General features: G+C 73.0%; 18 protein-coding genes. 17 read left to right on the forward strand and 1 reads right to left on the reverse strand.

Going from position 1 to position 20,215, the window contains the following annotated elements:
- Window position 1 precedes the first annotated feature (1 nt).
- The 15 genes from OG871_RS31725 (at window position 2) to OG871_RS31795 (ending at window position 17,732) form a co-directional block, all read left to right on the forward strand.
- A complete protein-coding gene (locus OG871_RS31725) occupies window positions 2-991 on the forward strand; it encodes an aspartate carbamoyltransferase catalytic subunit (RefSeq protein ID WP_371501472.1) in 990 nt (329 codons plus the stop codon).
- On the forward strand, window positions 988-2,292 hold the full coding sequence (locus OG871_RS31730) for a dihydroorotase (protein WP_371501473.1): 1,305 nt from the start codon (window positions 988-990) through the stop codon (window positions 2,290-2,292). The genes OG871_RS31725 and OG871_RS31730 overlap by 4 nt, the downstream gene beginning before the upstream one ends.
- Entirely contained in the window at window positions 2,289-2,846 is a 558-nt protein-coding gene (locus OG871_RS31735) for a hypothetical protein (protein WP_371501474.1), read from the forward strand. The genes OG871_RS31730 and OG871_RS31735 overlap by 4 nt, the downstream gene beginning before the upstream one ends.
- Window positions 2,843-4,018: a glutamine-hydrolyzing carbamoyl-phosphate synthase small subunit gene (carA, locus tag OG871_RS31740; RefSeq protein WP_371501476.1), complete on the forward strand. Its 1,176-nt coding sequence runs from the start codon at window positions 2,843-2,845 to the stop codon at window positions 4,016-4,018. Before OG871_RS31735 ends, carA begins: the two co-directional genes overlap by 4 nt.
- Before the next feature lie 3 nt (window positions 4,019-4,021).
- Window positions 4,022-7,330 (forward strand): carbamoyl-phosphate synthase large subunit, encoded by a 3,309-nt coding sequence (carB, locus tag OG871_RS31745; RefSeq protein WP_371501477.1) that lies wholly within the window; start codon window positions 4,022-4,024, stop codon window positions 7,328-7,330.
- Window positions 7,331-7,417: 87 nt separating this feature from the next.
- Window positions 7,418-8,518, forward strand: coding sequence for a quinone-dependent dihydroorotate dehydrogenase (locus OG871_RS31750; RefSeq protein ID WP_371501479.1), 1,101 nt, complete (start codon window positions 7,418-7,420; stop codon window positions 8,516-8,518).
- Between the two features lie 80 nt (window positions 8,519-8,598).
- Entirely contained in the window at window positions 8,599-9,456 is an 858-nt protein-coding gene (locus tag OG871_RS31755; RefSeq protein ID WP_371501481.1) for a dihydroorotate dehydrogenase electron transfer subunit, read from the forward strand.
- Entirely contained in the window at window positions 9,453-10,427 is a 975-nt protein-coding gene (locus tag OG871_RS31760) for a dihydroorotate dehydrogenase (RefSeq protein WP_371501482.1), read from the forward strand. Before OG871_RS31755 ends, OG871_RS31760 begins: the two co-directional genes overlap by 4 nt.
- Window positions 10,424-11,260, forward strand: a complete 837-nt coding sequence (pyrF, locus tag OG871_RS31765) for an orotidine-5'-phosphate decarboxylase (RefSeq protein WP_371501483.1) — start codon at window positions 10,424-10,426, stop codon at window positions 11,258-11,260. The genes OG871_RS31760 and pyrF overlap by 4 nt, the downstream gene beginning before the upstream one ends.
- Window positions 11,261-11,505: 245 nt before the next feature.
- Window positions 11,506-11,832: an integration host factor, actinobacterial type gene (gene mihF / locus OG871_RS31770; protein ID WP_033819202.1), complete on the forward strand. Its 327-nt coding sequence runs from the start codon at window positions 11,506-11,508 to the stop codon at window positions 11,830-11,832.
- 60 nt (window positions 11,833-11,892) lie between these two features.
- Window positions 11,893-12,450: a guanylate kinase gene (gene gmk, locus OG871_RS31775; RefSeq protein ID WP_371501485.1), complete on the forward strand. Its 558-nt coding sequence runs from the start codon at window positions 11,893-11,895 to the stop codon at window positions 12,448-12,450.
- A gap of 57 nt (window positions 12,451-12,507) precedes the next feature.
- Window positions 12,508-12,774 carry a DNA-directed RNA polymerase subunit omega gene (gene rpoZ, locus OG871_RS31780; RefSeq protein ID WP_033819200.1) on the forward strand — a complete coding sequence of 89 codons (267 nt, stop codon included), beginning with the start codon at window positions 12,508-12,510 and terminating at the stop codon, window positions 12,772-12,774.
- 149 nt (window positions 12,775-12,923) lie between these two features.
- Entirely contained in the window at window positions 12,924-14,162 is a 1,239-nt protein-coding gene (coaBC, locus tag OG871_RS31785; RefSeq protein WP_371501488.1) for a bifunctional phosphopantothenoylcysteine decarboxylase/phosphopantothenate--cysteine ligase CoaBC, read from the forward strand.
- Between the two features lie 154 nt (window positions 14,163-14,316).
- Complete coding sequence (gene metK / locus OG871_RS31790) at window positions 14,317-15,525, forward strand: methionine adenosyltransferase (protein ID WP_371501490.1); 1,209 nt, start codon at window positions 14,317-14,319, stop codon at window positions 15,523-15,525.
- A gap of 140 nt (window positions 15,526-15,665) precedes the next feature.
- Complete coding sequence (locus tag OG871_RS31795) at window positions 15,666-17,732, forward strand: primosomal protein N' (RefSeq protein WP_371501491.1); 2,067 nt, start codon at window positions 15,666-15,668, stop codon at window positions 17,730-17,732.
- A 186-nt stretch (window positions 17,733-17,918) separates the two neighbouring features.
- Here OG871_RS31795 and OG871_RS31800 read toward each other — a convergent pair whose 3' ends face one another.
- Window positions 17,919-18,455: a hypothetical protein gene (locus OG871_RS31800; RefSeq protein WP_371501493.1), complete on the reverse strand. Its 537-nt coding sequence runs from the start codon at window positions 18,453-18,455 to the stop codon at window positions 17,919-17,921.
- 256 nt (window positions 18,456-18,711) lie between these two features.
- Here OG871_RS31800 and def point away from each other — a divergent pair, with 256 nt between their 5' ends.
- Entirely contained in the window at window positions 18,712-19,257 is a 546-nt protein-coding gene (gene def, locus OG871_RS31805) for a peptide deformylase (protein ID WP_371501494.1), read from the forward strand.
- A 21-nt stretch (window positions 19,258-19,278) separates the two neighbouring features.
- On the forward strand, window positions 19,279-20,214 hold the full coding sequence (gene fmt, locus OG871_RS31810) for a methionyl-tRNA formyltransferase (RefSeq protein ID WP_371501495.1): 936 nt from the start codon (window positions 19,279-19,281) through the stop codon (window positions 20,212-20,214).
- Window position 20,215: the final 1 nt, after the last annotated feature.

Below are 20,215 nucleotides of genomic sequence, written 5' to 3' on the forward strand. Positions count from 1 at the left end.
CGTGAAGCGCCATCTCGTCTCCACCGCCGACCTCAGCCGCGACGACGCGCTGCTCATCCTGGACACCGCCGAGGAGCTGGCCCACCTCTCCGGACGGTCCGTCAAGAAGCTGCCCACGCTGCGCGGCCGCACCGTCGTCAACCTCTTCTTCGAGGACTCCACCCGCACCAAGACCTCCTTCGAGGTCGCCGAGAAGCGGCTGTCCGCGGACGTCATCAACTTCTCCGCCAAGGGCTCGTCGGTCTCCAAGGGCGAGAGCCTGAAGGACACCGCGCTGACCCTGCAGGCGATGGGCGCCGACGCCGTCGTCATCCGGCACCACGCCTCCGGCGCGCCCGCCCGGCTCGCCCAGTCCGACTGGCTGCACGGCAGCGTCATCAACGCCGGCGACGGCACCCACGAGCACCCCACCCAGGCGCTGCTCGACGCCTTCACCATCCGCCGCCACCTCAACCCCGGCGCCGGGCACGACCTGGCGGGCCGCCGGGTCACCATCGTCGGCGACATCCTGCACAGCCGGGTGGCCCGCTCCAACGTCCACCTGCTGACCACCCTCGGCGCCGAGGTCACCTTCGTCGCCCCGCCGACCCTGCTCCCGATCGGCATCGAGAACTGGCCCTGCCAGATCTCGTACGACCTGGACGCGGTGCTGCCCAAGACCGACGCGCTGATGATGCTGCGGGTCCAGCGCGAGCGGATGAACGCCGCGTTCTTCCCGACCGAGCGCGAGTACTCCCGGCGCTACGGCATGGACGGCCTGCGGATGGCCCAGCTGCCCGAGCACGCCATCGTGATGCACCCCGGCCCGATGGTCCGCGGCATGGAGATCACCGCCGAGGTCGCCGACTCCCCGCGCTGCACCGCGGTCGAGCAGGTCGCCAACGGCGTCTCCACCCGGATGGCCGTGCTCTACCTCCTGCTCGGCGGGGCGGTCTTCGCCGACGCCTCCGCCGACACCACCCGTACCGACAACCCGGAGGCCGCCAAGTGACGAGCTACCTGATCCGCAACGTCCAGATCCTCGGCGGTGCGCCCCAGGACATCCTCATCGCCGACGGCGTGTTCCGGGAGATCGGCACCGGCCTGACCGCCGAGGCGGACATCGACATCGACGGCCACGGGCTGATCGCCCTGCCCGGCCTGGTCGACCTGCACACCCACCTGCGCGAGCCCGGCCGCGAGGACGCCGAGACCGTGCTGACCGGCACCCAGGCCGCCGCCAAGGGCGGCTACACCGCCGTGCACGCGATGGCCAACACCTTCCCGGTGGCCGACACCGCCGGCGTGGTCGAGCAGGTCTGGCGGCTCGGCCAGGAGTCCGGCTACTGCGACGTGCGGCCGGTCGGCGCCGTCACCGTGGGCCTGGAGGGCAAGAAGCTCGCCGAGCTCGGCGCCATGCACGACTCCGCCGCCGGCGTGCGGGTCTTCTCCGACGACGGCAAGTGCGTCGACGACGCGGTGATCATGCGCCGCGCGCTGGAGTACGTGAAGGCGTTCGACGGCGTCGTCGCCCAGCACGCCCAGGAGCCCCGGCTCACCGAGGGCGCCCAGATGAACGAGGGCCAGGTCTCCGGCGAGCTCGGGCTCGGCGGCTGGCCGGCCGTCGCCGAGGAGGCGATCATCGCCCGCGACGTGCTGCTCGCCGCCCACGTCGGCTCCCGGCTGCACGTCTGCCACCTCTCCACGGCCGGATCGGTCGAGATCGTCCGCTGGGCCAAGGCCAAGGGCTGGGACGTCACCGCCGAGGTGACCCCGCACCACCTGCTGCTCACCGACGAGCTGGTCCGCAGCTACGACCCGGTCTACAAGGTCAACCCGCCGCTGCGCACCGCCGCGGACGTGGAGGCGCTGCGCGCCGCGCTGGCCGACGGCACCATCGACGCCGTCGCCACCGACCACGCCCCGCACCCGGCGGAGGACAAGGACTGCGAGTGGGCGGTCGCCGCGATGGGCATGGTCGGCCTGGAGACCGCGCTGTCGGTCGTGCAGCAGACCATGGTCGACACCGGCCTGCTGAACTGGGAGGGTGTGGCCGACCGGATGTCCCACCGCCCGGCCCGGATCGGCCGTCTGACCGGCCACGGAAGGCCCGTCTCGGTCGGTGAACCGGCCAACCTGGTGCTCTTCGATCCCGCGTACCGTGGGACCGTGGACCCGGACAGCTTTGCGACGCGCAGCCGAAACACCCCCTACCGAGGCCTGGACCTGCCCGGGCGGGTGCACGCCACCTTCCTGCGCGGCACCGCCACGGTGCTGGCCGGCGAGCTGGCCGAGCAGGGCGATCTCGCGTGAGCGGCCTCCTCTCCGCGGGGCAGGCCCAGGTCACCAACTGGCCGGGCTACATCGGCTGGACGGTCGGCCTGGCGGTCGTGGTCGGGCTGGTCTACTGGCTGATGCGGCAGGGCTGGAACTGGCGCCGCACCCTGCAGTCCGACCTGCCGCCGCTGCCCGAGGTCCCGGCCGACCCCGGCCCGGCCACGCTCACCGCCGCCGGCCGCTACCACGGCACCACCACCGCCGGGAACTGGCTGGACCGGGTGGTCGCCCACGACCTGGGCACCCGCAGCCTCGCCGACCTCACCCTCACCGAGCGCGGCCTGCTGGTCCGCCGCCCGGGCGGCACCGACCTGTGGATCCCGGTCGAGGTGCTGGCCGGCGCCCGCCTCGACTCCGGTATCGCGGGCAAGGTCGTCCCCTCCGGTCTCCTGGTCATCGGCTGGCGCCTGGGCACCACCGGCCTGGAGTCCGGCGTCCGGCTGGACTCGCCGGACCGGCACGCGGCCTGGGTCGCCGCGATCCTCGAACTCTCCACCCGCACGCAGCAGACGGAAGGCACCGCATCATGACCGCACCTGCCCCCACCACTCAGCGCTTGAGGCGGGAGCGAGTGCCCGCCGTGCTCGTCCTGGAGGACGGCCGGACCTTCCGCGGCCAGGCCTACGGCGCGATCGGCGAGACCTTCGGCGAGGCCGTCTTCAACACCGGCATGTCCGGCTACCAGGAGACCCTCACCGACCCCTCCTACCACCGCCAGGTCGTCGTCATGACGGCCCCGCACGTCGGCAACACCGGCGTCAACGACGAGGACCCGGAGTCGAAGCGGATCTGGGTCGCCGGCTACGTCGTCCGCGACCCCGCCCGGGTCCCGTCCAACTGGCGCTCGCAGCGCTCGCTGGACGAGGAGCTCGCGACGCAGGGCGTCGTCGGCATCTCCGGCATCGACACCCGGGCGCTCACCCGGCACCTGCGCGAGCGCGGTGCCATGCGGGTCGGCATCTTCTCCGGCCCCGCGCTGGCGGACGAGGCCGCGCTGCTGGCCCGGGTCAACGAGGCGCCCGAGATGAAGGGCGCGGACCTCTGCGCCGAGGTCGCCACCACCGAGCCGTACATCGTCCCGGCCGTCGGCACCAAGCGCTTCACCGTCGCCGCGATCGACCTCGGCATCAAGGCGATGACCCCGCAGCGGATGGCCGAGCGCGGCATCGAGGTGCACGTGCTGCCCGCCGACTCGACCGTCGAGGACGTCTACGCGGTCGACCCGGACGGCGTGTTCTTCTCCAACGGCCCGGGCGACCCGGCCACCGCCGACCACCAGGTCGCGGTCATGCGCGGCGTGCTGGAGCGCAGGACCCCGCTGTTCGGCATCTGCTTCGGCAACCAGATCCTCGGCCGCGCCCTCGGCTTCGGCACCTACAAGCTGAAGTACGGCCACCGCGGCATCAACCAGCCGGTGCAGGACCGCACCACCGGCAAGGTCGAGGTCACCGCGCACAACCACGGCTTCGCCGTCGAGGCGCCGCTGGACAAGGTCAGCGACACGCCGTACGGCCGCGCCGAGGTCTCCCACGTCTGCCTGAACGACAACGTGGTCGAGGGCCTTCAGTGCCTGGACACCCCGGCGTTCAGCGTGCAGTACCACCCGGAGGCCGCGGCCGGTCCGCACGACGCCGCGTACCTCTTCGATCGGTTTGTCGACTTGATGGCCGGTGCCCCGGCCCGCACCACCACAGGGAGCTGACCCGTGCCGAAGCGCACTGACATCAAGTCCGTCCTGGTCATCGGGTCCGGCCCGATCGTGATCGGCCAGGCGGCGGAGTTCGACTACTCCGGCACCCAGGCGTGCCGCGTCCTGCGGTCCGAGGGCCTGCGGGTCATCCTGGTGAACTCCAACCCGGCCACCATCATGACCGACCCGGAGATCGCCGACGCGACCTACGTCGAGCCGATCACCCCGGACTTCGTCGAGAAGATCATCGCCAAGGAGCGCCCCGACGTCCTGCTGCCGACCCTCGGCGGGCAGACCGCGCTCAACACCGCGATCTCGCTGCACGAGAACGGCACCCTCGACAAGTACGGCGTCGAGCTGATCGGCGCCAACGTCGAGGCGATCCACAAGGGCGAGGACCGCCAGCTGTTCAAGGGCGTGGTCGAGGCCGTCAACGCCCGGATCGGCCACGGCGAGTCCGCCCGCTCGGTGATCTGCCACTCGATGGACGAGATCATGGCGGGCGTCGAGACCCTCGGCGGCTACCCGGTCGTGGTCCGCCCCTCCTTCACCATGGGCGGTGCCGGCTCCGGTTTCGCCCACGACGAGGAGGACCTGCGCCGGATCGCCGGCCAGGGCCTGGCCCTCTCGCCGACCACCGAGGTGCTCCTGGAGGAGTCCATCCTCGGCTGGAAGGAGTACGAGCTGGAGCTGATGCGCGACAAGAACGACAACGTCGTGGTCGTCTGCTCGATCGAGAACTTCGACCCGATGGGCGTGCACACCGGCGACTCCATCACCGTCGCCCCGGCGATGACCCTGACCGACCGCGAGTACCAGACGCTGCGCGACATCGGCATCGCGATCATCCGCGAGGTCGGCGTCGACACCGGCGGCTGCAACATCCAGTTCGCGATCAACCCGGACGACGGCCGGATCATCGTGATCGAGATGAACCCGCGGGTCTCCCGCTCCTCGGCGCTCGCCTCCAAGGCCACCGGCTTCCCGATCGCCAAGATCGCCGCCAAGCTGGCCGTCGGCTACACCCTGGACGAGATCCCCAACGACATCACCGAGCAGACCCCGGCCTCCTTCGAGCCGACCCTCGACTACATCGTGGTGAAGGTCCCGCGGTTCGCGTTCGAGAAGTTCCCGAGCGCCGACGCCACGCTGACCACCACCATGAAGTCGGTCGGCGAGGCCATGGCCATGGGCCGCAACTTCCCCGAGGCGCTCAACAAGGCGCTGCGCTCGCTGGAGAAGAAGGGCTCGCAGTTCACCTGGACCGGCGAGCCCGGCGACAAGGCCGAGCTGCTGGTCAAGGCCCAGGTGCCCACCGACGGCCGGATCAACACCGTCATGCAGGCCATCCGGGCCGGCGCCACCCAGGAGGAGGTGTTCGAGGCCACCAGGATCGACCCGTGGTTCGTCGACCAGCTCTTCCTGCTGGACGAGATCGCCGCCGAGCTGGCCGAGGCCGACAAGCTCCACCCCGAGCTGCTGCGCCACGCCAAGCGGCACGGCTTCTCCGACCAGCAGATCGGCGAGATCCGCGGCCTGCGGCCGGACGTGGTCCGCGAGGTCCGGCACGCGCTCGGCATCCGCCCGGTCTTCAAGACCGTCGACACCTGCGCCGCCGAGTTCGCCGCCAAGACCCCGTACTTCTACTCGTCCTACGACGAGGAGACCGAGGTCGCGAGCCGCACCAAGCCCGCCGTGATCATCCTGGGCTCCGGCCCGAACCGGATCGGCCAGGGCATCGAGTTCGACTACTCCTGCGTGCACGCCTCCTTCGCGCTGGCCGAGGCCGGGTACGAGACCGTCATGGTCAACTGCAACCCGGAGACCGTCTCCACCGACTACGACACCTCCGACCGGCTCTACTTCGAGCCGCTCACCCTGGAGGACGTGCTGGAGATCGTCCACGCCGAGCAGCAGGCCGGCCCGCTCGCGGGCGTCATCGTCCAGCTCGGCGGCCAGACCCCGCTGGGCCTCGCCCAGGCGCTCAAGGACAACGGCGTGCCGATCGTCGGCACCCAGCCCGAGGCGATCGACCTGGCCGAGGAGCGCGGCGCCTTCGGCCGCGTCCTGCGCGACGCCGGGCTGCCCGCCCCCAAGCACGGCACCGCCTTCTCCTTCGAGGAGGCCAAGGCGATCGCCGACGAGATCGGCTACCCGGTGCTCGCCCGGCCCTCGTACGTGCTCGGCGGCCGCGGCATGGAGATCGTCTACGACGAGGCCTCGCTCGCCTCGTACCTGGAGCGGCACGCCGGCCTGATCTCCGAGCACCCGGTGCTGATCGACCGCTTCCTGGACGACGCGGTGGAGATCGACGTCGACGCGCTCTTCGACGGCACCGAGCTCTACCTCGGCGGCGTCATGGAGCACATCGAGGAGGCCGGCATCCACTCCGGCGACTCGGCCTGCGCGCTGCCCCCGATCACCCTGGGCGGCTACGACATCAAGCGGCTGCGGACCTCCACCGAGGCCATCGCCCGCGGCGTCGGGGTACGCGGCCTGATCAACATCCAGTTCGCGCTCTCCGGCGACATCCTGTACGTCCTGGAGGCCAACCCGCGCGCCTCGCGGACCGTGCCGTTCACCTCCAAGGCGACGGCCGTCCCGCTGGCCAAGGCCGCCGCCCGGATCTCGCTCGGCGCCACCATCGCCGAGCTGCGCACCGAGGGCCTGCTGCCGGCCGAGGGCGACGGCGGCACCCTGCCCGCCGACTGCCCGATCTCGGTCAAGGAGGCCGTGATGCCGTGGAGCCGCTTCCGCGACATCCACGGGCGCGGCGTCGACACCGTGCTCGGCCCGGAGATGCGCTCCACCGGCGAGGTCATGGGCATCGACAAGGTCTTCGGCACCTCCTACGCCAAGGCCCAGGCCGGCGCCTACGGCGCGCTGCCCACCAAGGGCAAGGTCTTCGTCTCGGTCGCCAACCGCGACAAGCGCAACCTGGTCTTCCCGGCCCGCGCGCTGGTGGAGCTGGGCTTCGAGGTGCTCGCCACCGCCGGCACCGCCGAGGTGCTCCAGCGCGGCGGCATCCCGTCCACCATCGTGCGCAAGCACAGCGAGGGTGAGGGCCCGAACGGCGAGCGGACCATCGTCCAGCTGATCCACGACGGCGAGGTGGACCTCATCATCAACACGCCGTACGGCACCGGCGGCCGCCTCGACGGCTACGAGATCCGCACCGCGGCCGTCTCCCGCGGCGTCCCCTGCCTGACCACCGTCCAGGCGATGGGTGCGGCCGTTCAGGGCATCGACGCGCTCACCCGCGGCGAGGTCGGGGTGATGTCGCTGCAGGAGCACGCGGCGCTGATCAACGCCGGGCGCAAGTAGCACGACCCTAGTGGGGGGCACCGCGACCGGGTGCCCCCCACTTCCCATGTCCTTCAGCTGTCGTCCCAGGAAGGCGCACCCCCGCCCGTGTACAAGACCCTGTTCAACCTCGTCTTCCGGAAGATGGACCCGGAGAAGGCCCACCACCTGGCCTTCTTCTGGATCCGGCTGGCCGCCTCCGTCCCCGGCCTGCGGCAGCTGGTCCGGCTGGTGCTCGCCCCGCGGGACCGTTCGCTGCGCACCACCGCGCTCGGCCTCGACCTGCCCGGCCCGTTCGGCCTCGGCGCGGGCTTCGACAAGAACGGCATCGGCATCGACGGCCTGTCCATGCTCGGCTTCGACTTCGTCGAGATCGGCACGGTCACCGGCGAGCCGCAGCCCGGCAACCCGGCGCCGCGGCTGTTCCGGCTGGTCGAGGACCGCGCGCTGATCAACCGGATGGGCTTCAACAACCAGGGCTCCGCCCGGGTCGCGGCCCGTCTCGCCAAGCGCCCGCACACCACCTCCACCCCGGTGATCGGCGTCAACATCGGCAAGACCAAGGTGGTCGAGGAGGCCGACGCCACCGCCGACTACCTCAAGAGCACCGAGCGGCTCGCCCCCTACGCCGACTACCTGGTGGTCAACGTCAGCTCGCCGAACACCCCGGGGCTGCGCAACCTGCAGGCCGTCCAGGTGCTCGGCCCGCTGCTGTGGGACGTCCGCAAGGCCGCCGACGCCGCCGTCGCGCACCACGTGCCGCTGCTCGTGAAGATCGCCCCCGACCTGGCGGACGAGGACATCGACGAGATCGCCGACATGGCCCTCCAGCTCGGCCTGGACGGCATCATCGCCACCAACACCACGATCGGCCGCGAGGGCCTGCGCGAGAGCGCCGCCCGGATCGAGGAGATCGGCGCCGGCGGCCTGTCCGGCGCGCCGCTCAAGGACCGCTCGCTGGAGGTCCTGCAGCGGCTGCGGGCCCGCACCGAGGGCCGGCTGGCGCTGATCTCGGTCGGCGGCATCGAGACCGCCGAGGACGCCTGGCAGCGGATCCTGCACGGCGCCGACCTGGTCCAGGGCTACAGCGCCTTCGTCTACGAGGGCCCGTTCTGGATGCGCCGGATGCACAAGGGCCTGGCGGACCGGCTGCGGGCCAGCGGTCACCGGACCGTCGCCGAGGCCGTGGGCACGGCGAAGGCGAAGTAGCCCGAGGGCGAAGTGACAGTGTCCGTGCCGGTTTGGGAGAGTTCAGACCGTCGTACCGGCCGGCCGAAAGGTGAACCACGATGGCCCACCCCGTCCAGACCGACGCCGAGGTGCTCGCCAGCACCCCCGAAGGGGTGTACCGCAGGCTCGTCCTGCACGCCCCCGAGGCGGCCTCCCGGGTGAGACCGGGCCACTTCGCGACCCTCGCGGTCGGCGGCCCGCACTCGTCGATGCTGCTGCGCCGGGCCTTCGCGATCCACCGGGCGGACCCGGCCGCCGGCACCGTGGAGCTGGTGGTCGCCGAGCGCGGCGCGGGCAGCCGGGAGCTGGCCCGGGCCGCGGTCGGGGAGCGGCTGAGCCTGATCGCCCCGCTGGGGACGCCGTTCCCGCTGCCCGAGGGCCCGGTCAGCGCGCTGCTGGTGGCCGGCGGCTACGGCGCCGCGCCGCTGTTCGCGCTCGCCGAGGAGATCCGGCGCACCGGCGGCCAGGTGGGCTTCATCCTGGCCGCGGCGGACGCCGGCCGGCTGTTCGGCGTCGAGCGGGCCCGGGCGCTCACCCCGGACGTCCTGGTGGTCACCGAGGACGGCTCGGCCGGCCTCACGGGCCGGGCCACCGACCCGCTCGCCCAGGCGATCGGGGCGATCGACGCCCGGGTCGTCTACGCCTGCGGCCCGATGCCGATGCTCGCGACCGTCAGCCGGATCTCGCTCGACCTGGGCGCCCGCTGCTGGACGTCGGTGGAGGAGGCGATGGCCTGCGGCACCGGGATCTGCATGACCTGCGTGCTGCCGGTGGTCGGCGCGGACGGCGTGAGCCGCTTCACCCGCACCTGCACCGACGGCCCGGTCTTCGACGGGGCCCGGGTGCGCTGGGCCGAGATCGGCACCGTACCGCCCGATCTGGAAGGTGCGCGGGGGACGGGGGCGGGCGCCCGATGACCCCCGAGGACGTCGACCTCTCCGTCCCGTTCGGCCCGATCACCCTGCCGAACCCGCTCACCACCGCCTCCGGCTGCGCCGGGTACGGCCGGGAGCTGGCCAAGTTCGTCCCGCTGGACGGGCTCGGCTCGATCACCACCAAGACGATCATGCTCCGGCCGCGGGCCGGCTCGGCCACCCCGCGGATGGCCGAGACCCCGTCCGGGATGCTCAACTCGATCGGCCTCCAGGGCTCCGGCATCGAAGCCTTCGTCCGGGACGAACTGCCCTGGCTGGCCGAGCGCGGCGCGCGGGTCCTGGTCTCGATCGCGGGGGAGCGGCTGGAGGAGTTCGCCGAGGTGGCCGCCCGCCTGAACGGGCAGCCCGGGGTGATCGGCATCGAGGTCAACATCTCCTGCCCGAACGCCGCCGACCGCGGCCTGGTCTTCGCCGCCAACCCGGCCACCTCCTACGACGTGGTCCGCGCCGTGCGCGAGACGGCCGAGGCGGCGCTGCCCGTCCACGCCAAGCTCTCGCCCGACGTCACCTCGATCACGGAGATCGCCGCCGCCTGCGTCCAGGCCGGCGCCGACGGTCTCTCGATGATCAACACCACCCTCGGCCTGGGCATCGACCTGGACACCCTGCGCCCGGCCCTGGCGGGCGTCACCGGCGGCCTCTCCGGCCCGGCCGTCCGCCCGATCGCCGTCCGCTGCGTCTACCAGGTCCACGCCGCGATGCTGGCCGGCCGGATGCCGCCGGTGCCGATCATCGGCATGGGCGGCCTGCGCACCGGCCGGGACGCCCTGGAGTTCGCCCTCGCCGGCGCGAGCGGCGTCGCCGTCGGCACCACCCTGTTCAACGACCCGACCGCCCCGCTGCGCATCCTGGACGAGCTGCGCGCCGAGCTGGCGGCCCGGGACCTCGCCACGTTCTCCGAGGCGGTGGGTCTGGCCCACCGCCCCGCAACCCCTGCTGGAAGGACCCCATGACCCTCGCCCCCTTCGGTACCCGCCTGCGCCACGCCCTCGACACCCGCGGCCGGCTCTGCGTCGGGATCGACCCGCACGCCGCCCTGCTCGGCGCCTGGGGCCTGACCGACGACGTGGCCGGCCTGGAGACCTTCTCCCGCACGGTGGTCGAGGCGCTGGCCGACCGGGTCGCCGTGCTCAAGCCGCAGGCCGCCTTCTTCGAGCGTTTCGGCAGCCGCGGCATCGCGGTGCTGGAGCGGACGGTGGCCGAGGCCCGCGCGGCCGGCGCGCTGGTCGTGATGGACGCCAAGCGCGGTGACATCGGCTCCACCATGGCGGCCTACGCCGAGACCTTCCTCTCCCTGGCCAGCCCGCTGTTCTCGGACGCGCTGACCGTCAGCCCGTACCTGGGCTTCGGCTCGCTGCAGCCCGCGGTGGACCTGGCCCGCGCCAACGGGGCGGGCCTGTTCGTCCTGGCCCTCACCTCCAACCCGGAGGGCTTCGAGGTGCAGCGGGCGGTCGACGCCGACGGCACCAGCGTCGCCCAGGGCGTGCTGAACCGGCTGGCGGCCGAGAACGCCGGCGCCGAGCCGCTCGGCTCGTTCGGCGCGGTGGTCGGCGCCACCCTGGCCGAGGCCGGGGTGGACCTCGCGATCAACGGCCCGCTGCTGGCGCCCGGGGTGGGTGCGCAGGGTGCCACCGCGAAGGACCTGCCGCGGGTCTTCGGGGCCTCGGTGGGCAACGTGGTGCCCAGCGTGAGCCGTGACGTGCTCAAGCACGGGCCGTCCGTCGAGGCCCTGCGTGAGGCCGCCGCGCGCTTCGTCGAGGATGTGAGGGCAGTCACAAACGGCTGAGAATCCCGGCCGCAAGCCGGTGGATTTGCCCGGAAAGTCCTGGGTCGGCCCCTGCTGACCAGGACTTTTCGTGTTCTTTTCCTGACGTGGAAGCCCAAGTTGGGTAGTGTCCGGCGGTAGGTCACCGAACGGCGGCGCATCGCGTCGCTTTTGCAGGTCAGAGCCCTGTGTTCAGGGTCTGCGTTCGGCGGCCGGGCACCACCAGTCATAGCTCATCCCTTCCATTCACACCTGAGGTGAACGGCGTGGCTCTTCCGCCCCTTACTCCTGAACAGCGCGCCGCTGCGCTCGCCAAGGCCGCCGAGGCTCGTCGGAAGCGTGCCGACGTCAAGAACCGGCTCAAGCACTCCGGCGCCTCGCTGCACGACGTGATCAAGGCCGGCAAGGCCGACGACGAGGTCATCGGCAAGATGAAGGTCTCCGCCCTGCTGGAGAGCCTGCCGGGCGTCGGCAAGGTTCGTGCCAAGCAGATCATGGAGCGTCTCGGCATCAGCGAGAGCCGTCGCGTCCGCGGCCTCGGCACCAACCAGATCGCCTCCCTGGAGCGGGAGTTCGGCGGCGCGGCCTCCTGATCTGGGGCCGCTTCGTACCCCGTGGTCCCCGGATCGTCCGCGATCCGGGATAATCGGTGCATGAGTGAGCGTCCGCGGCTGACCGTGCTCTCCGGCCCTTCGGGGGTCGGCAAGAGCACGGTCGTCGCTCATATGAGGCAGCAACACCCCGACGTCTGGCTCTCGGTATCGGCGACGACCCGCCATCCGAGGCCCGGCGAGAAGGACGGGGTCCAGTACCACTTCGTCGACAACGACGAGTTCGACAAGCTGGTCGCCAACGGCGAGCTGCTGGAATGGGCCGTGTTCGCGGGCAACCGCTACGGCACCCCCCGGCAGGCCGTGTTGCGGAAGCTGGAACGCGGCGAGCCGGTCCTGCTGGAGATCGACCTGCAGGGCGCGCGCCAGGTGCGCGAGTCGATGCCCGAGGCGCAGCTGGTCTTCCTGGCCCCGCCGAGCTGGGACGAGCTGGTCCGCCGGCTCACCGGCCGGGGCACCGAACCGCAGCACGTGATCGACCAGCGGCTGGATGCCGCCAAGGTCGAGCTGGCCGCGGAGCCGGAGTTCGACACGACGCTGGTCAACACCTCCGTCGAGCAGGTCGCCTCCGAGCTGCTAGCCTTGCTCGGTGTAGTCTGACCGGATCGGCTCGTGAGTCGGATCGTGTCGGAGATATCCACTTCGGAAGGTTTTAGCGTGTCCTCTTCGATGACCGCGCCTGAGGGCATCATCAACCCGCCGATCGATGAGCTGCTCGAGGCCACCGACTCCAAGTACAGCCTGGTGATCTACGCGGCCAAGCGCGCGCGCCAGATCAACGCCTACTACTCGCAGCTCGGCGAGGGCCTGCTGGAGTACGTCGGTCCGCTGGTCGACACCCACGTGCACGAGAAGCCGCTGTCGATCGCGCTCCGCGAGATCAACGCCGGCCTGCTGACCGCTGAGGCGATCGAGGCCGCCTGAGCTCCGGCACCCCTTCGGTGAGGGCCCGTCCCGCCCGGTCGAAAGACCAGGTGGGGCGGGCCCTTCCGTGTGCTCCGAGCCACATCGCGCCCGGTGTCTGAAGGGTCGTAAGGTGAACGTCGACCCGACCCGGAGGAGATGCAGCACCCATGAACGCGAGCCCGGAGCAGCCCCACGCCCCGCGCGTGGTCCTCGGCGTCAGCGGCGGGATCGCCGCGTACAAGGCCTGTGAGCTGCTGCGGCGGCTCACCGAGTCCGGGCACCGGGTCACCGTGGTGCCGACCGCCGCCGCGCTGCACTTCGTCGGCGAGGCGACCTGGGCGGCCCTCTCCGGCCGCCCGGCCGCCACCGCGACCTGGGAGAGCGTGCACGAGGTCCCGCACGTGCGGATCGGCCAGCAGGCCGACCTGGTCGTGGTCGCCCCCGCCACCGCCGACCTGATGGCCAAGGCCGCCCACGGCCTCGCCGACGACCTGCTCACCAACACCCTGCTCACCGCGCGCTGTCCGGTGGTCTTCGCACCGGCCATGCACACCGAGATGTGGGAGCACCCGGCCACCCAGGAGAACGTGGCCACGCTGCGCCGCCGGGGCGCGATCGTGCTGGAGCCCGCCGTCGGCCGGCTCACCGGGGTGGACACCGGCAAGGGGCGGCTGCCCGAGCCGTCCGCGATCTTCGAGGCCTGTCGCCGGGTGCTCGCCCGGGGCGGCCTGGACCGGGACCTGGCCGGGCGGCACGTGGTGGTCTCGGCCGGCGGCACCCGCGAGCCGCTCGACCCGGTGCGTTTCCTGGGCAACCGGTCCTCCGGCAAGCAGGGCTACGCGCTGGCCGCCACCGCGGCGGCCCGCGGCGCCCGGGTGACCCTGCTGTCCGCCAACGCCGAGCTGCCCGACCCGGCCGGCGTGGACGTGGTCCGCGTCTCCACCGCGCTGCAGCTGCGGGAGGCCGCGCTCAAGGCGGTGGTGGACGCCGACGTGGTGGTGATGGCGGCGGCGGTGGCCGACTTCCGGCCCGCCGAGTACGTCACCGGGAAGATCAAGAAGGTGGACGGGGTGGATCCCGCGCCGGTCGCCCTGGTCCGCAACCCCGACATCCTGGCGGAGCTGTCCGCCCACCGCGCCCGTTCGGGCCAGCTGGTCGTCGGTTTCGCCGCCGAGACCGACCGGGTGCTCGAGAACGGCCGGGCCAAGCTCGCCCGCAAGGGCTGCGACCTCCTGGTGGTGAACGAGGTCGGCGACGGGAAGGCCTTCGGCCAGGACACCAACGCCGCCGTGGTACTGGCCGCCGACGGCGCCGAGGTGCCGATCCCGGACGGTCCGAAGGAGGCCCTCGCGGACACCGTCTGGGACGAGGTCGTCGCCCTGCTGGGCAGGTCGGCCGGGCTGTGATCCCGGTTGCTTGTACATCCCATTGCGCGGGCAGGTAGCCCGTCCCAGGTGCCTGACCGTTACACTCCAGGAATCAAGTCTTTCCGGATGACCACGGCCGGTCTGCCGAGCCGTGGTCCTTCAGTCAGCAGCCGCTGCAACCCCAGGGAGCGCTGTGTCTCGCCGCCTGTTCACCTCGGAGTCGGTCACCGAGGGACACCCCGACAAGATCGCTGACCAGATCAGCGACACCATCCTCGACGCCCTCCTCAAGGAGGACCCCACCTCGCGCGTGGCCGTGGAGACGCTGATCACCACCGGCCTGGTGCACATCGCCGGTGAGGTCACCACCAAGGCCTACGCGCCGATCGCGCAGCTCGTCCGGGAGAAGATCCTGGAGATCGGCTACGACAGCTCCAAGAAGGGCTTCGACGGCGCCTCGTGCGGCGTCTCGGTCTCGATCGGCTCGCAGTCGCCCGACATCGCGCAGGGTGTGGACACGGCGTACGAGGCTCGGGTCGAGGGCGATGACGACCACCTGGACAAGCAGGGCGCGGGCGACCAGGGCCTGATGTTCGGCTACGCGTGCGACGACACGCCCGAGCTGATGCCGCTGCCGATCACCCTGGCGCACCGGCTCTCCCGCCGGCTGTCCGAGGTCCGCAAGAACGGGACCATCCCGTACCTGCGTCCCGACGGCAAGACCCAGGTCACCATCGAGTACGACGGCGACAAGGCCGTCCGCCTCGACACCGTGGTGGTCTCCTCGCAGCACGCGAGCGACATCGACCTGGAGTCGCTGCTCACCCCGGACATCCGCGAGTTCGTCGTGGAGCCGGAGCTCAAGCGCCTCGCCGACGACGGCATCAAGCTCGTCACCGACGGCTACCGCCTGCTGGTCAACCCGACCGGCCGCTTCGAGATCGGCGGCCCGATGGGCGACGCCGGTCTCACCGGCCGCAAGATCATCATCGACACCTACGGCGGCATGGCCCGCCACGGCGGCGGTGCCTTCTCCGGCAAGGACCCGTCCAAGGTCGACCGCTCGGCCGCCTACGCCATGCGCTGGGTCGCCAAGCACATCGTCGCCGCCGGCCTCGCCACTCGCGCCGAGGTCCAGGTCGCGTACGCGATCGGCAAGGCCGAGCCGGTCGGCCTGTTCGTCGAGACCTTCGGCACCGAGACCGTCCCGGTCCTCAAGATCCAGGAAGCCGTGGTGAAGGTCTTCGACCTCCGCCCCGCCGCGATCATCCGTGACCTGGACCTGCTCCGCCCGATCTACGCGAAGACCGCCGCGTACGGCCACTTCGGCCGTGAGGACGCGGACTTCACCTGGGAGCGCACCGACCGGGTCGAGGAGCTGAAGAAGGCCGTCCAGGCCTGACCCCCGCCTCCGCAGGACGGCGGCCGCCCGGCAGGGCGGCCGCCGTCCGCTGCGTTTCCGGGGGTTGTCGGCGGGATCGGCTACGTTGAGGGTCGGGCCCGGGCGGCTGACCTGGGCGGGGAGTGCGGAGCACGGGAGCGATGGGCAGCGCAGAGGGCGCCGGCGAGCAGCTGGCCTTCATCCGGGAGACGGTCCGCCGCGCCCGGCCCAAGGTCGCCCGCGGGCTGGAGCTGGCCGATCCGCTGCCGGTGGCCCGCGTCCTGGTGGACAAGGGCGTGCTCAGCCTCGACCAGTACTTCGACTACGCGGTGCCGGCCGCCATGGACGAGGACGCCCAGCCGGGCGTCCGGGTCCGGGTCCGGTTCGGCGCCCGGGTCGGCGCCTCCGGCCGGCGTGAGGGCGGGCAACTGCACGACGGGTTCGTCGTGGAGCGGCTGGCCGCCTCCGACTACCCCGGGCCGCTGGCCCCGCTCTCCCGGGTGCTGTCCCCGGAGCGGGTGCTCACCCCCGCGCTGCTGCGGCTGTGCCGGGCGGTCGCCGACCGCTACGCGGGCACCCTGGCCGACGTCCTGCAGCTCGCCGTCCCGCCCCGGCACGCCGGCGCCGAGGCCGAGCCCTCACCGCGCCCGCTGCCCCCGCCGACGCTCCCCGACCCCGGCAGCTGGGCCCGCTACCCACAGGGCCCGGCCTTCCTCACCGCCCTGGCCGCGGGCCACGCGCCGCGCGCCGTGTGGACGGCGCTGCCCGGGCCCGACTGGCCCGCGGAGATCGCCCGAGCCGTCGCGGCCACCCTGGCCGGCGGCCGCGGCGCCCTGGTGGTGCTGCCCGACGGCCGGGCGGCCGGGCGGGTCGACGAGGCACTCACCGCGCTGCTCGGCCCCGGCCGGCACACCGCGCTGGCCGCCGACGCCGGCCCGCAGGAGCGCTACCGGCGCTGGCTCGCGGTCAGCCGCGGCTCGGTCCGGGCCGTCATCGGCACCCGGGCGGCGATGTTCGCCCCCGTCCGCGACCTCGGCCTGGTCGTCGTCTGGTCGGACGGTGACAGCAGCCACAGCGACCTGCACGCCCCGTACGCGCACGTACGGGAGGTGGCGCTGCTGCGGGCCGCCGAGGAGGGCGCCGGGGTGCTGCTCGGCGGGCTGTCCACCACCGTCGAGGCGGCCCAGCTGGTGCGGACGGGCTGGGCCCGGCCGCTGGCCGCCGACCGCGACACCGTCCGGGCGCTGGCGCCGCGGGTCCGTACCGTCACCGATCTGGACGAGGCCAGGGACGAGGCCGCCAGGGCCGCCCGGCTGCCCTCGGTGGCCTGGACGGCGGCGCGGGAGGCGCTGGAGCGCGGCCCGGTGCTGATCCAGGTGCCCCGACGCGGCTACCAGCCCCGGCTCGCCTGCGGACGCTGCCGGGAGCCGGCCCGCTGCCGGCCCTGCGGCGGGCCGCTGGAATCCGTCGGCGCGGACCAGCCGCCGTCCTGCACCTGGTGCGGGACGCCCGAACCGGACTGGCACTGCGCCGAGTGCGGCTCCTTCCGGCTGCGGGCCCAGGTGGTCGGTGCCCGGCGGACGGCGGAGGAACTCGGCAAGGCCTTCCCCCGGGTGCCGGTGCGTACCTCCGGAAAGGACGCCGTGCTGGCCACCGTGCCCGGCACACCCGCCCTGGTGATCGCCACACCCGGAGCCGAACCTCTGGCCGAGGGCGGCTACGCGGCCGCCCTGCTGCTCGACGGCTGGGCCCTGCTCAACCGGCCCGACCTGCGGGCCGGCGAGGAGGCCCTGCGGCGGTGGCTGACGGCCGCCGCGCTGGTGCGGCCCGCGGCGGCGGGCGGCACGGTGGTGGTGGTCGCCGAGGCGACGGCGCGGCCGGTGCAGGCGCTGGTCCGCTGGGACCCGGCGGGGCACGCCGCACTGGAACTGGAGGAGCGGGCCCAGCTGCGCTTCCCGCCGGTCTCGCGGATGGCCTCCGTCACCGGGCCGCCGCAGGCCGTGGCCGACCTGCTGGGCCTGGTCAGGCTGCCGGAGGGGGCCGACATCCTGGGGCCCGTACCGGCGCACGGCGCACGGGGCGAGGAGCTGGAGCGGGCGCTGCTGAGGGTCGAGCCCGGGCAGGGCGCGGCGCTGGCGGCGGCGCTGAAGGCGGCCCAGATCGCGCGGCTCGCGCTGCGGGGGTCCGAGCCGGTGCGGATCCGGATCGACCCGCCGGACATCGGCTGAGGAGCGGCAGCGGCGCGAGGCCGGGGGACAGGGCCGGCGCGGGTTGCGGCGTACGGAGGCGCACAGGTCGTCCGGCGGTCTCGCCCCGGCGTGGCCGGGAGGGGAGTTCGCCGGTCCGGGGGTCCTCGCGCCCCTGGGGGTGGCCCGGTCGCAGGGGGCGGGGCGCGAGGAGGTCGGGCGTCGGGCTCAGTGGGTGATGCGGGCTCCCTGCGGGGTGAGGCCGCCCTGGCGGGCCTGCGGCACGGAGCGCGAGAGCGCGGCCGCGGGCAGCAGGGACTCCTCGCGCTGCGGGGCGACCGGGAGGGGCTCGGGGAGCCGGTCGTCGCGCGGGGCCCCGGGGGCCGGGACGGAGGCGGCGGCCAGCAGGTCGCCGGCCGGGCGGCGCATCCCGTACCGGCGGTGCACCGCCTGCTTGGTCACCCCCAGCGCGGAGCCGACCGAGTCCCAGGAGAAACCCAGGGCCCGGTCGAACTCCACCGCCGCACCGACCAGCGTCTCGACGCTCTCCCGCAACTCCTGGGCGAGCCGGACGGTGGGGGCGGGAGCCCGCCCGTACACGACGAACCCGGCGGAGGTGCTGGGCCGCCGGGGCCGGTAGACGTTGCCCAGTTGGGCGGTGAGGGTCCGCAGCGCATCGACCTGCCGCCGCACCCGCTCGATGTCCCGCACCAGCAGGTGCAGGCTCGCCCGCGCCCGGGCGTCGTGGTTGATCTGCTCGGCCATGGCCTGGATGCCACCTCTCTCCGTACGGTCGCCTGGTGGGCCCCTCCTGCCCGATGGCGGGCAAGGAGGGAGGGACGCACTGGCGCCCCGGTCAACTCCACTTGACCAACGCCCGACCGGGGCCGGGGTCACGCGCCCGTTCAGAGAAGGGGTATGCCAGATCGTGGGCCGAACGTGGGGCGGGCATTGCATAGACTTCCCGGTGGTCCTCCGTGGACCCCGCCCACCGACCCGGTACGAACAGGAGCACGACGCCATGGCGATCCAGCCGATCCGGATCTTCGGCGACCCGGTGCTCCGGGCCACCGCCAGGCCGGTGACCGTCTTCGACAAGGAGCTCCGCCGCCTGGTCAAGGACCTCACCGACACCATGCTGGACGCCCCGGGCGCCGGCCTGGCGGCCCCTCAACTGGGCGTGTCGCTTCGGGTCTTCACGTACTGCGTGGACGGCGTGGTCGGGCACCTGATCAACCCGGACCTCAGCCTCACCGACGAGGAGCAGGACGGCCCCGAGGGCTGCCTCTCGCTGCCCGGCCTGCAGTTCGACACCAAGCGGGCCCACGGGGTGGTCGCCAAGGGCTTCGACATGCACGGCGAACCGGTGACCGTCGAGGGCACCCAGCTGCTCGCCCGCTGCATCCAGCACGAGACCGACCACCTGGACGGCATCATCTTCATCGACCGCCTCGACCGCGAGCAGCGCAAGGCCGCGCTCCGGGCGATACGCGAGGCGGAGTGGGGCGACGGGCCCGCGCCGACCGTCCGGGTCTCCCCGCACAGCACCTTCGGCTCCGCCCGCTGAACCCCTGAGAGAAAGGCACCCATGCGCCTCGTCTTCGCCGGCACCCCCGAGGTCGCCGTCCCCGCCCTGGACGCCCTGCTGGCCTCCGACCGGCACGAGGTCGTCGCGGTGGTCACCCGCCCCGACGCCCCGGCCGGCCGCGGCCGCAAGCTGGTGGCCAGTCCCGTCGCGCAGCGCGCCGAGCAGGCCGGGATCGAGATCCTCAAGCCGGCCAGGCCGAGCGAGCCCGAGTTCCTGGCCCGGCTGGCCGAACTCGCGCCGGACTGCTGCCCGGTGGTCGCCTACGGCGCCCTGATCCGCCCCGGCGCGCTGGAGATCCCCGAGCACGGCTGGGTCAACCTGCACTTCTCGCTGCTGCCGGCCTGGCGCGGCGCGGCCCCCGTGCAGCACTCGGTGCTGGCCGGCGACGAGGTGACGGGCGCGTCCACCTTCCTGATCGAGCAGGGCCTGGACTCCGGCCCGGTGTTCGGCATCGTCACCGAGGAGATCCGCCCGGCCGACACCAGCGGCGAGCTGCTCACCCGGCTCTCGCACTCCGGCGCCCGACTGCTGGCCGCCACCATGGACGGCATCGCGGCCGGCTCGCTGCAGCCCGTGCCGCAGCCGGCCGAGGGCATCAGCCTGGCACCGAAGATCAACGTCGAGGACGCCCGGATCGACTGGGCCCACCCCGCGCTGCGGGTCGACCGCCTGGTCCGCGGCTGCGCCCCCGCGCCGGGCGCCTGGACCACCTTCCGCGGTGAGCGGCTCAAGCTCTCCGGCCCGGTCAAGCTGGTCACCGACAGCGCCGAGCTGGCGCCCGGCGAGCTCGCCGTCGGCAAGAACAGCGTCCGGGTCGGCACCGGCAGCCACGAGGTCGAGCTGGGCGAGGTCCAGCCGCAGGGCAAGAAGCCGATGCGCGCGGCAGACTGGGCCCGTGGGGTCCGGATCGCGTCCGGTGAGCTGCTCGGAGAGTAAC

The organism is Kitasatospora sp. NBC_00374, from assembly GCF_041434935.1.
Classification (GTDB): domain Bacteria; phylum Actinomycetota; class Actinomycetes; order Streptomycetales; family Streptomycetaceae; genus Kitasatospora.